General features: G+C 65.7%; 13 protein-coding genes. 7 read left to right on the plus strand and 6 right to left on the minus strand.

Annotation, left to right across the window (positions count from 1 at the left end):
- Positions 1-32 precede the first annotated feature (32 nt).
- Positions 33-212, minus strand: a complete 180-nt coding sequence (locus tag G5V65_RS04190) for a hypothetical protein (RefSeq protein WP_165047323.1) — start codon at positions 210-212, stop codon at positions 33-35.
- A 195-nt stretch (positions 213-407) separates the two neighbouring features.
- Here G5V65_RS04190 and zapE point away from each other — a divergent pair, with 195 nt between their 5' ends.
- The gene (gene zapE, locus G5V65_RS04195; protein ID WP_165047324.1) at positions 408-1,496 is read left to right on the plus strand and encodes a cell division protein ZapE; all 1,089 of its coding nucleotides are present in this window, start codon (positions 408-410) and stop codon (positions 1,494-1,496) included.
- Positions 1,497-1,637: 141 nt separating this feature from the next.
- On the opposite strand, the gene G5V65_RS04200 is transcribed toward zapE, so the two are convergent.
- A complete protein-coding gene (locus tag G5V65_RS04200; RefSeq protein WP_165047325.1) occupies positions 1,638-2,402 on the minus strand; it encodes a TSUP family transporter in 765 nt (254 codons plus the stop codon).
- A 106-nt stretch (positions 2,403-2,508) separates the two neighbouring features.
- Between G5V65_RS04200 and G5V65_RS04205 the strand changes: the two genes are divergently transcribed.
- A complete protein-coding gene (locus tag G5V65_RS04205) occupies positions 2,509-3,195 on the plus strand; it encodes a COG3904 family protein (RefSeq protein ID WP_165047326.1) in 687 nt (228 codons plus the stop codon).
- Positions 3,196-3,291: 96 nt separating this feature from the next.
- On the opposite strand, the gene G5V65_RS04210 is transcribed toward G5V65_RS04205, so the two are convergent.
- Positions 3,292-3,768: a GNAT family N-acetyltransferase gene (locus G5V65_RS04210; protein WP_165047327.1), complete on the minus strand. Its 477-nt coding sequence runs from the start codon at positions 3,766-3,768 to the stop codon at positions 3,292-3,294.
- The gene (gene serB, locus G5V65_RS04215) at positions 3,765-4,640 is read right to left on the minus strand and encodes a phosphoserine phosphatase SerB (protein ID WP_165047328.1); all 876 of its coding nucleotides are present in this window, start codon (positions 4,638-4,640) and stop codon (positions 3,765-3,767) included. The genes G5V65_RS04210 and serB overlap by 4 nt, the downstream gene beginning before the upstream one ends.
- A 150-nt stretch (positions 4,641-4,790) precedes the next feature.
- On the opposite strand from serB, the gene G5V65_RS04220 reads away from it, so the two are divergent.
- The 3 genes from G5V65_RS04220 to G5V65_RS04230 all read left to right on the plus strand — a co-directional run bounded on the left by G5V65_RS04220 (position 4,791) and on the right by G5V65_RS04230 (position 8,522).
- Positions 4,791-5,948 carry a phosphoserine transaminase gene (locus G5V65_RS04220; protein ID WP_165047330.1) on the plus strand — a complete coding sequence of 386 codons (1,158 nt, stop codon included), beginning with the start codon at positions 4,791-4,793 and terminating at the stop codon, positions 5,946-5,948.
- A 91-nt stretch (positions 5,949-6,039) separates the two neighbouring features.
- Positions 6,040-7,635 (plus strand): phosphoglycerate dehydrogenase, encoded by a 1,596-nt coding sequence (serA, locus tag G5V65_RS04225; protein WP_165047331.1) that lies wholly within the window; start codon positions 6,040-6,042, stop codon positions 7,633-7,635.
- A gap of 152 nt (positions 7,636-7,787) precedes the next feature.
- On the plus strand, positions 7,788-8,522 hold the full coding sequence (locus G5V65_RS04230) for a metallophosphoesterase (protein WP_165047332.1): 735 nt from the start codon (positions 7,788-7,790) through the stop codon (positions 8,520-8,522).
- Here G5V65_RS04230 and G5V65_RS04235 read toward each other — a convergent pair.
- Positions 8,513-8,719, minus strand: a complete 207-nt coding sequence (locus G5V65_RS04235) for a hypothetical protein (protein ID WP_165047333.1) — start codon at positions 8,717-8,719, stop codon at positions 8,513-8,515. The two genes, G5V65_RS04230 and G5V65_RS04235, sit on opposite strands and share 10 nt — an antisense overlap.
- 91 nt (positions 8,720-8,810) lie before the next feature.
- Here G5V65_RS04235 and G5V65_RS04240 point away from each other — a divergent pair, with 91 nt between their 5' ends.
- Positions 8,811-9,374 (plus strand): DUF2585 domain-containing protein, encoded by a 564-nt coding sequence (locus G5V65_RS04240; protein ID WP_165047334.1) that lies wholly within the window; start codon positions 8,811-8,813, stop codon positions 9,372-9,374.
- Between the two features lie 5 nt (positions 9,375-9,379).
- Here the strand turns inward: G5V65_RS04240 and G5V65_RS04245 are convergent, their stop codons facing one another.
- Positions 9,380-10,498, minus strand: a complete 1,119-nt coding sequence (locus tag G5V65_RS04245) for an MFS transporter (RefSeq protein WP_165047335.1) — start codon at positions 10,496-10,498, stop codon at positions 9,380-9,382.
- A 155-nt stretch (positions 10,499-10,653) separates the two neighbouring features.
- Here G5V65_RS04245 and bktB point away from each other — a divergent pair, with 155 nt between their 5' ends.
- The gene (bktB, locus tag G5V65_RS04250) at positions 10,654-11,814 is read left to right on the plus strand and encodes a beta-ketothiolase BktB (protein WP_165047336.1); all 1,161 of its coding nucleotides are present in this window, start codon (positions 10,654-10,656) and stop codon (positions 11,812-11,814) included.
- The last annotated feature ends 136 nt before the right edge of the window (positions 11,815-11,950 follow it).

Raw genomic sequence — 11,950 nt, forward strand, 5'->3', positions numbered from 1 at the left:
GACGTTCCGCGCGCAGGGTTTAGGGCCACGCCTCAGAAGAAAGCCGCCGAAATCAGGGCGGCCCAACCGGCAGCCCCGCCCAGGACGGCAGGCACCAGCCACCAGCCCTGCGGCATGCGGAATTCCGGCATGACATCACCGCGCGCCGCATAGGAACGCCCGAACATCGGGTCGATCGCATTCGCATTCAGCTCGTTGATCGCATGGTTCATGTCACACCGCCTTCGCTTCCGGATGACGACGACTCGCCATCCACGTCCCGATCACCATAGCCCGGTGCTTTCGATGGGTGGATCTGTCGTCTGGATCGTTGCGATTGCCTTTCGGCAGGAGGCCATACGAAGGTATGGTCCCGGGATGGGCAAGGGGATGCTTCCCACGGCAGGTTGGGGGCGGTATACAACGGTATGCGGCAAACATTGACCGAGATCTATGACCAGCGCGTCGCCTCCGGCACGCTCCGCGCCGATCCGGCGCAGCACGCCCTGCTGCCCGGCCTCGAATCGCTCCGCCTCTGGCTGGAAGAGAACGCCACCCGCCGCATCGGCCTTTTCGCGGGCCTCTTCGCAAAGCCCGTCACGCCGCCGAAAGGCTTCTACATCTGGGGCGGTGTCGGGCGCGGCAAGTCCATGCTGATGGACCTTTTTACCGAATCCACCGCGATCACCGCCAAGCGGCGCGTGCATTTCCACGCCTTCATGCAGGAAATCCACCACGGCATGCACGAGGCCCGCAAGAAAGGGGTCGAGGATCCCCTCGCCCCCGTGGCCGATGCCATCCTGCAAACCACCCGCCTCCTCGCCTTCGACGAAATGCAGATCACAGACATCACCGATGCCATGGTGGTGGGCCGCCTGTTCGAGAAACTCCTCGCAGGCGGGGTGGTGATCGTCACCACCTCGAACCGCCCGCCCGAGGATCTGTACAAGAACGGGCTGAATCGCGCGCTCTTCCTGCCCTTCATCGACCTGATCCGCGCCCGCCTCACCGTGGCCGAACTCGAAAGCCCGACCGATTACCGCCAGCACCGCCTGCAGGGCGCGCAGGTCTATTTCCACCCCGCGGGCAAGGTGAAGGGCGAGATTGCCGCGATCTGGGATGCGCTCACCGGCGGCCTGCCTTCCGAACCGCTCCGCCTTTCGGTCAATGGCCGCGTGGTGGAACTGCCGCAATTCTCCAGCGGCGTCGCGCGGGCCACCTTCTGGGATCTCTGCGCCCGCCCGCTTGGCCCGGCCGATTTCCTCGCCATCGCGCAGGCCGTCCGCGTGCTGATCCTCGAAGACATCCCCCAGCTTTCGGCCTCGAACTACAACGAGGCAAAGCGCTTCGTCACCCTGATCGACGCCCTCTACGAGGCGCGCGTCCGCCTGATCTGCTCCGCCGCCGATGAACCCGAACGGCTCTATATCGAAGGGACCGGCGCCTTCGAATTCGAACGCACCGCCTCCCGCCTGCGCGAGATGCAGGATGCCGATTGGGGTGGCACCACCGCCTGACAATCTGGACTCAGGATCGTCATCTTCCTTTAAGGTTAACGCTTTCACCGTGCGCTGCGTGCATACGCCTGTCTGCACTGCACGTCTGCACCGGGCGCTGCACGCCATTTTCCGGCCAAGCTACGGAAGTTAATGGCAAAACTAGGCCAGAACCTGCCACAAAAGCCGCCCCGCCATCCCCGTCGACGTCACCACCAGCAGCGGCTTGATCAGCCGCGCGCCCACCCGCATCGCCAGCCGCGCCCCCAGCGAAGCCCCGGCCACCTGCGCCGCCGCCATCGCCAGCCCTACCGCCCACCACATCGCCCCCGATGGGATGAACACCGCCAAAGACCCGATATTGCTGGCGAAATTCAAAAGCTTCGTATGCGCCGTGGCCTTCAGCACGCCGAACCCCGCCAGCATCACGAAGGCCAGCATGAAGAACGACCCCGTCCCCGGGCCAAAGAACCCGTCATAGGCCGCAATCAACGGCACCGCCGTCACGGCAAAGATCCCCGGCCGGATCCGCTCCACCCGGTCATCGTCGCTCAGCCCCGGTTTGAACGCGAAGAAAAGCGCCACCGCCACAAGGATCACCGGCATCACGATCCGCAGAAACCCCACCGGCATCAGATGCGCGACCAGCGCCCCCGCCGCCCCGCCGATCGCCGAAATCACGGCCATTCCCACCTGATCGCGCAGCCGCACATGCCCCGCCCGCGCATAGGTCGCCGTCGCCGTCGCCGCCCCGAAAGTGCCCTGCAACTTGTTGGTTGCCAAGGCTTCTATCGGTGAAGCCCCCGCCAGCAGCAGCGCCGGAACCGAGATCAGCCCCCCGCCCCCCGCGATGGAATCCACGAACCCCGCCAGAAAGGCAGCCAGGATCAGCAGCAGGGCAAGATGGGTTGCAACCTCGAAAACCATGCCGCCTTCTTCCGCCGCCGCCCGCCCATTGTAAACCCCCGCCCCCGGCTTGCGCCTTTTCCCCCGGTCGCTAATCTGTCGCCGCGCAGGAACAAGAGGCAGACCCGTGTCCAGAACCCTTCTCCTACTCGGCCTTCTTGCCCTGCCCGCGCTGGCCCATGCCGAAACGCGCTTCACGCTTGATGGCAACCGGCTGATCTACGACACCGCCCATCCCGTCGATGCCAGCCTGATCGACCCGGCCTCCGGCATGACAGCCGACGACACCGTCGGCGACATCGCCTATGAAGACATCGGCGCCCTGCGTTCCATCCTCGAACGGCACGAAGGCCGGCTCGATACGATGCGCCTCACCTCGGATGGTGGCTATATCGAGGCCGCCTATGAAATGGCTGCAATCATTGAAGATTACGGTCTCAGGACCGAAGTTCACGGCGAATGCGCCAGCGCCTGCGCCATCCTCTTCGCCGCCGGAACCGAACGCCGCATGAACCGGGGCGGCCGCATCGGCCTTCACCCGTCAAGCTGGGGCGTGGAAAGCATGCGCGCCTATTACGAAGACACGAAGGACGAGGCAGGCTGGCGCGACGAATTCGCCTTTGCCGAATGGGTCTATGACGAAGGCCAGCGCGACGCGAACAAGCTGATCTCCCACCTGCTGCGCCACGGCGTCAGCCCGGATTTCGCGGTCAAGGTCGTCTCGGTCGGCATGGGAACCATGTGGTATCCCACCCGCGCCGAAATGGAAGCCTCTGGCCTCATCACCGCCACCCCCGCCGCCCCCGCGGATTGAGCGTCCACCCCCTTCACGCTTTCTTCAGGTCGCCGCCGCAATCCTGCCCGCACCTTCGCGACAGGAACGGAAATCCTCGCCACCATGCAGCCGCCGCTAAAGATCCAGCCGCCGATGCACCCGGCCCACGCGCTGGCCGCTCGCCAGCCGATAATCCGGGTCCGCGCCATGATCGCGGAAACCCTGCCGCGCATAAAAGGCCAGACCGGGCCGGTTGTCGGCGCGGATCGTGGCATTGATGACCCGCACCCCCGCCGCCCGCGCCGCCGCGCAGGTCGCCGCGAACAGCGCCGATCCCGTGCCCTTCGCCTGCAATCCGGGCCTCACGAAGGTGCCCACATCGGCCCATCCCTCGGGCAGGCCGGGCCAGATGCCCAGCGCCTGAAAGCCGATCACCTCGCCCCCGACCTCGGCCACGAAACAGCAGATCGCGCCCCGCCCGTCGATATAGGCGCGCAGGGCGTCTTCGCTGCGCTCGGTCTCATAGGCGGTGGTGCCGCCGATGCGGATGATCTCGTTCTGGATCGCGGCCATGGCCGCGACATCCGGCAAAAGGGCGGGCCGGATGATCACGCGACAAACTCCTCGCGCCGATATCCCTGGACAAACAGCAGCGCGGTCAGATCGCCATGGTTGATGCGGATATCACATTCCGCCGCCACCACGGGCTTGGCATGCAGCGCCACGCCCGCCCCCGCCCGCTTCAGCATCCCCAGATCATTGGCGCCATCCCCTACGGCCATGACCGCCGCTTCGGGGATGCTTAACCGTTTGGTAATATCCACCAGCGCATCCACCTTGGCCTGACGCCCAAGGATCGGCTCCGCCACGGTGCCATCCAGAAGATCACCGTTTGAATTCAACGTGTTGGCCCGGTTCTCATCAAACCCCAACACCCCCGCAATCCGCGCGGTGAACGCAGTGAACCCCCCCGACACCAGCGCCGCATAGGCCCCGTTCGCCTTCATCGTCGCCACCAGCGCAGGCCCCCCCGGCATCAGCGTGATCCGGTCGCGGATCACCCTGTCGATCACCGCCACCGGCAGCCCCTTCAACAGCCCCACCCGCTCACGCAGCGCGCCCTCGAAATCCAGCTCGCCATTCATCGCGGCCCTGGTGATTTCCGCCACCCGCGCGCCCACGCCCGCCTCATCCGCCAATTCGTCGATGCATTCCTGCTCGATCATGGTCGAATCCATATCGGCCAGCAGCACCCGCTTCCGCCGCCCCTCCGCCGCCTGCACCACCAGATCGACGCGCAGCCCCTGCAACCCTTCCCACACCTCCCAGCGGTTCAACGGCATGGTTTCCAAGGGAAATTCCGCCGCCACCCCCGGCTCCAGCCAGACCGCATCCCCCCCGCCCCAGGCATTCCGCACCGCCTCTACCGTGGCGCGTTCAAGGATGGGGGTCTTGGGGTCGGTCAGCAGGGTCGCGATGAACATGAGGTTTCCGATAGTGAACAAAGGCGTCGTTTTCGCCGGACGTTCCGCCGCTTTAGGGCAATTTTCCCGCTTGTGCCACCCCGACCGCCCCGCTATCCCCGTCCGTGGGACACCCCTCCCCAACGAGGGGCTTTTAGCTGGAAGGCTACCATGACAGACCTGACACCGCCGGCCAAGCGCCCGGCCAATCCGCGCTTCTCCTCTGGCCCCTGCGCCAAGATCCCCGGCTTTACCCTTGATCACCTCGCCGACGCGCCCCTGGGCCGCTCGCACCGCGCCGCGGTGGGCAAGGCGAAACTGGCCGAAGCCATCGACCTCACCCGCGAAATCCTCGGCGTCCCCGCCGATTACCGCATCGGCATCGTCCCCGGCTCCGACACCGGCGCCGTCGAAATGGCGATGTGGACGATGCTCGGCGCGCGCCCCGTCGAAATGCTGGCATGGGAAAGCTTCGGCGAAGGCTGGGTCACCGATGTTGTGAAACAGCTCAAGCTGGATGCAGTCGTGAAAAAGGCCCCCTACGGCCAGATCGTCGACCTTGCGACCGTAAACTTCGACGCTGACGTGGTCTTCACCTGGAACGGCACCACCTCCGGCGTCCGCCTTCCCAATGCCGACGCAATTCCCGCGACGCGCCAAGGGCTTACCATCTGCGACGCCACCTCGGCCGCCTTCGCGATGGACCTGCCCTGGGACAAGCTCGACGTCACCACCTTCTCCTGGCAAAAGGTGCTGGGCGGCGAAGGCGCGCATGGCATGCTGATCCTGTCGCCGCGCGCGGTGGAACGGCTGGAAACCTACACCCCCACATGGCCCCTGCCAAAGATCTTCCGCCTGACGTCGAAGGGCAAGCTGATCGACGGCATCTTCGTGGGCGAAACGATCAACACCCCCTCGATGCTGGCGGTGGAAGATTACCTCGTCGCGCTGAAATGGGCGAAATCCGTGGGCGGGCTGAAAGGCCTGATCGCGCGGGCCGAAGCCAACGCCCGCACCGTCTGGGATTTCTGCGCCGCCAATCCGTGGGTCGCGAACCTTGCCGAAGATCCGGCAACCGCCTCCACCACCAGCGTCTGCCTGAAATTCACCGATCCCCGCATCACCGACGGCGCAACCTTCGCGAAGAATGTCGCGAAGCGGCTGGAAAAGGCAGGCGTGGCCTATGACGTTGGCGCCTATCGCGACGCCCCCCCCGGCCTGCGCATCTGGTGCGGATCGACCGTGGAAACCGCCGATGTCGCTGCCCTGATGCCGTGGATCGCCCACGCGTTCCAGGCCGAAATCGCCGCACTGGCGCAGGCTGCCTGACCGGGACGGCGGGGTGAACCCCGCCCTACCCACCCCTTAGGGCGGGGTTCACCCCGCCACCCCCCCGAACCCTCAAGAAATGGAGCCCCCAATGGCCCCCCGCGTTCTCGTTTCCGACGAACTCTCCGAAACCGCCGTCCAGATCTTCCGCGACCGCGGGGTCGAGGTGGACTACATGCCGAAACTCGGCAAGGACAAGGAAAAGCTGGCCGAACTGATAGGCCTTTATGACGGCCTCGCCATCCGTTCCGCCACCAAGGTCACCGAAAAGCTGCTCGAAGCTGCGACGAACCTGAAAGTCGTGGGCCGCGCCGGCATCGGTGTGGACAATGTCGATATCCCTGCCGCGTCCAAGAAGGGCGTCATCGTGATGAACACGCCCTTCGGCAACTCCATCACCACTGCCGAACATGCCATCGCCATGATGTTCTCCATCGCGCGGCAGATCCCCGAAGCCAACGCCTCCACCCATGCGGGCAAGTGGGAAAAGTCGAAATTCATGGGGGTCGAACTTTTCAACAAGACCCTTGGCGTCATCGGCGCGGGCAATATCGGCGGCATCGTCTGCGACCGCGCCGTGGGGCTGAAGATGAAGGTCGTGGCCTATGATCCCTTCCTGTCGGAAGAACGCGCGAAACAACTGGGCGTCACCAAGGTAGACCTCGACGACCTCCTCGCCCGCGCCGATTTCATCACCCTCCACGTGCCGCTCACCGACAAGACCCGCAACATCCTGTCGCGCGAGAACCTCGCCAAGACGAAGAAAGGCGTCCGCATCATCAACTGCGCCCGTGGCGGCCTGATCGACGAGGCCGCGCTGAAGGACGCGCTGGATGCAGGCCATGTCGCCGCCGCCGCGCTGGACGTGTTCGAAGTGGAACCCGCCACCGAAAACGTCCTCTTCAACCACCCCAACGTCGTCTGCACCCCCCATCTCGGCGCCTCCACGACCGAGGCGCAGGAAAACGTGGCGCTGCAAGTGGCCGAACAGATGTCCGACTACCTGCTCACCGGCGCCGTTCAGAACGCGCTGAACATGCCCAACGTCACGGCGGAAGAGGCGGCAGTGATGGGGCCGTGGGTCAAGCTTGCCCTGCATCTGGGTGCCTTCATCGGCCAGATGACCGATGAACCGATCAAGGCCATCAACATCCTCTACGACGGTGCCGTGGCCGACATGAACCTCGCCGCGCTGAACCAGTCGGTGATCGCGGGTGTCCTCAAGGCGCATAACCCCGACGTCAACCTCGTCTCCGCCCCCGTGGTGGCCAAGGAACGCGGCATCCAGATCTCCACCACCCGTCAGGAAAAGACGGGCGTCTTCGATGCCTATATCAAGGTCACGATGGTCACCGACAAGCGCGAACGGTCGGTTGCCGGCACCTGCTTCAGCGATGGCAAGCCGCGCTTCATCCAGATCAAGGGCATCAACATCGACGCCGAAATCGGCCGCCACATGCTCTATACCACGAACGAGGACGTGCCGGGCATCATCGGCCTTCTGGGCATGACGATGGGCAAGAACAACGTCAACATCGCGAACTTCACCTTGGGCCGCTCCGGCGTGGGTCAGGATGCCATCGCCATCCTCTACCTCGATCAGGCAATCGACCCGAAGGTGGTGGAAACGCTCGAATCCACCGGCATGTTCCAACAGGTCAAGCCGCTGGAATTCGAGGTGGCCTGACAAAACAGCGATGAAGGGGCGATCCGCCTTGCCCCTTCATCTGTTCCCAAATATCCCACGGGGGCGCCAGAGGTTCGCCACTGGTTCAAGAACCACTGGCGCCGGGGATGTGAACCCCCCGGCGCTTTCCACCGGGAAAACGGACAGGCACGATGCGCAGCTACGCCATAGGTGACATTCACGGCCATCTCGATCTGCTCCTGCACGCCCATGACCTCATCGCCCAGGACCGCCGCCAGACCGGCGATCACGATGCCCCGGTCATCCATCTGGGCGATTACGTGGATCGCGGCCCCGACTGCCGCGGTGTGGTCGAACACCTTGCCCAGGGCACCGCGCGGGGCGAGAACTGGATCACCCTCAAGGGCAATCACGACCGCATGTTCACCCGCTTCCTGCGGGATCCGGCCGAGGCCGAGCCCGGCCTGCGCGCGGATCTGTCATGGCTGCATCCGCGTCTGGGCGGGGCGGCGACGCTGGCCTCCTATGGCGTGCCCAATGCGATGGATCGCCCCATCGCCCCGGTCCATGCCGAGGCCGTGGAGGCCGTTCCCGACAGCCACCGCATCTTCCTGGAAAGCCGCCCGACATGGCATGTCCGCGGCGACTGCGTCTTTGTCCATGCGGGCATCCGGCCGGGCATCCCGATGGCCGAACAGGCGGAAACCGATCTGGTCTGGATCCGCGCGGGCTTTCTGGAAGACAACCGCGATCACGGCTTCCTCGTCGTGCATGGCCATACCGCGCTGGATCGCGCCACCCATTACGGCAATCGCGTGAACATCGACAGTTCGGCGGCCTATGGCGGCCCGCTGACCGCCGTCGTCATCGAAGGGCGCAGCGTGCATCACCTGACGGATGCAGGCCGCATCCCGCTTCAGCCCTGATCCCGGCGCAGCAAGGCCCTAGCCGACAGGACCAGCGTCACCCCGAAGAACAGCGCCGCAATCCCCACCACCTCAACCAGGCCCGGCCCGTTTGGCACCCCGCGCAGCGCGAACAGAAGGCCGATCATGGCCAGCCCGAAGATCGAGAAGATCAGGCGAAACAGATGCTCTCCGCGGGTCGGGCCATATTTGTTCATGCCCCGGCACATAGCGCGCCCCGCCCTTTCGGGAAGGGGTGACAAACCCGCCCCGTTCCGCTTTGATGCCGCCATCAGAAGGTGCCCCAGAATGATCCGTGACAATCGCCTTGCCCATGCCCTTACCCTTCTGATCCTTCTTCTCACGGCCTACTGGCTCTGGCATGTCGGGCGCGTGCCGATCTGCGAATGCGGCTATGTGAAGCTCTGGCACGGCCAGACCGTCAGTTCCGAGAATTCGCAGCACCTGACCGATTGGTATACCCCCTCGCACCTCATCCACGGCCTTCTGTTCTACGGCCTTCTCCACCTCACCGCCCGCCGCCTCTCCTTCGCATGGCGCCTCACCATCGCCACCCTCATCGAAAGCGCGTGGGAGATCGTGGAGAATTCCGAAGCCGTCATCGAACGCTACCGCTCCGTCACCATCTCGCTTGATTACTACGGCGACAGCGTCATCAACTCGGTCGCCGATATCGTGGCGATGATCGCGGGTTTCTTCCTTGCCCGCATCCTGCCCGTCTGGGCCTCGGTCGCGATCATCGTCTTCTTCGAGGCGCTGACGACATGGCTCATACGTGACGGGCTTGCCCTCAATATCCTGATGCTGCTCTGGCCGCTGGATGCGGTGAAGGTCTGGCAGGCTGGGGGCTGATCGCCTCAGCCGCGCGCCACCTCGGCATTGATCCGCCGCAGCAGGAAAAGCGCCGCGCCACAGGTGGCCAGCGTCAGCCCGGCCATGATCTGGAAGAACCCCCGTTCCCCCATCCCCTCGACCAGCCAGCCAAGGATCACGGGCGAGGATATCCCCCCCACCAGCCCCGCCGCGATGATCGTGGGCGTCACGCGCGGGTCATCCCCCATCACCCGCGAGGCGGTCACGAAAAAGCCGGGGAAGAACAGCCCCGCAAAGGCCCCCATCGCCATGAAGAAGGGCACCGCCGGCAGGATCACCGCCCCAAGGGCGCAAACCGCCGCCCCCGTCATCGCGCCCGCATAGATGGTAAAGGGCGGCACCAGATGCGCGACAAAGACCAGCGCCGTCCGCGCGATCAGGAAGGCCACGAAGAACCCCGAAAGCGCCCGCGCCGCCGTCTCCTCGCTTGCCCCCGCCGTGATCAGCGCGGTGGGGCCAAGCCCGATCAGGCAGGCCTCCACCCCGATGCAGACCACGCCAAAGCACAACAGCCTCCCCCGGAAGCGATAGGGTTTCGTGGCCACGCCCGCTGCCGCCTCCTCGACCCGGTCTCCCGTGCCCGCCACCAGCCAGATCAGCGCGCACAGGCCCGCCACAACGGCAAAGGCCAGCTGCGGGTTGGATCCGATCGCCACGAAACCCAGCGGCGCGGCAATCGCCCCAACGGCGAACATGGCGTTCAGAAGGCTCACCATCGACGGCCCCTTGGCACCGAAGGCCCGCAGCACACGTGGATTGAACACCACCGTCGAAATGCCATAGCCCATCCCGAAGATCACCGATCCCGCCAGCGTCGGCCACCAGCCGATGCCTGCCGCGATGATCCCCGATCCCGCGACCATCACCCCCAGCGCATGGCGCGGCGTCACCTGCCGCCCCCGGAAGAACATCAGCGCAACCCCGGTCGCCGACCCGATCCACAGCGCCGATACCAGCCACCCGGCCTGACCCACCGTCAGCCCGAATTCCCGCGCAAAGGCGGGAAGGGCAGGGCCATAGAGCGATTGCCCCGCCCCCATGATCGCAAAGGTCAGGATACCGGCGATCAACAGCGCGGCATGGGTGCGGATGAGCGAAGACAAAGGGGAATCTCATGCAAAGGAATTCGGCGCAGATGTCCCCCGCCGGCCCGGAACTGTCAATCGCAACCGCGACAGCCTGGCGCAACGCCACGTCATCGCTGCATCCCTGCGCAAGCCGTGCCATCCTGCGCCATATCACAGGGCAGGGGGCAGACATGACCGACATCTACATCCTTTCCGGCGCGCGCACCGCCATTGGCACCTTCGGCGGATCGCTGGCGGGCATCGCGCCCATCGACCTTGCCACCACCGCCGGCCGCGCCGCCATCGCCCGCGCAGGGATCGACCCCGCCACCATCGGCACAACCGTCTTCGGCCATGTGATCAACACCGAACCGCGCGACATGTATCTCTCGCGCGTCGCCGCCATGCAGGCGGGCGTGCCGCAGGGAACGCCCGCGATGAACGTCAACCGCCTCTGCGGTTCCGGGCTTCAGGCCATCGTCTCGGGCGCGCAGGCGCTGATGCTCGGCGATGCCGAACTCGCGCTTGTGGGCGGGGCGGAATGCATGTCCCGCTCCCCCCATATCCTGCCCGCCGCTCGCTTTGGGATGAAGATGGGCGACACCCGCGCGGTCGACATGATGACCGGCGCGCTGACCTGCCCCTTCGGCACCGGCCATATGGGCGTCACGGCGGAGAACGTCGCAGCCCGGCATGGCATCAGCCGCGCCGATCAGGACGCCTTCGCGCTTGAAAGCCAGACCCGCGCCGCCCGCGCATTGGCCGAAGGCTGGTTCACCGCCGAGATCACGCCGGTCGAGGTTCCCTCGCGCAAGGGCCCCGTCACCTTCGACCGCGACGAACACCCCAAGGCCAGCTCGCTCGACGCGCTTTCCGGCCTGAAACCCGTCTTCCAGAAGGATGGCACCGTGACCGCAGGCAATGCCTCCGGCATCAATGACGGTGCCGCCGCGCTGATCCTGTCGAAAGGCCGCCGCGACGGCGTCCGCGCCCGGATCATGGGCTATGCCGTGGCGGGTGTGGACCCATCGGTGATGGGCCTTGGCCCCATCCCCGCCACGCAGGCCCTCTGCGCCAAACTCGGCATGACCCCGCAGGATTTCGACCTTGTCGAAAGCAACGAGGCTTTCGCCGCGCAGGCCATCGCCGTCTCCCGCGCCCTGAACCTCGATCCCGCCAAGGTGAACCCGGCAGGCGGGGCCATCGCGCTGGGTCATCCCGTCGGGGCGACAGGGGCGATCCTTGCCGTGAAGGCGCTGCACGCGCTGGAACGCACCGGGCAGGGGACCGCGCTTCTGACCATGTGCATTGGCGGCGGTCAGGGCATCTCGGTCGCCATCGAACGGGTCTAGCCCCTGCCGTTGCCGCGTCTTTCGCCGCGGCGAATGAATATCGAAACCCCGTCCCGGGCCTGACCCGGGACCTCCACCTCGCCCCGCGCTCCCCTGCATGGCATGAGGCCCCGGGTCAGGCCCGGGGCGGGGTCCC

This window comes from Paragemmobacter kunshanensis (assembly GCF_011059185.1).
GTDB classification, from domain to species: domain Bacteria; phylum Pseudomonadota; class Alphaproteobacteria; order Rhodobacterales; family Rhodobacteraceae; genus Paragemmobacter; species Paragemmobacter kunshanensis.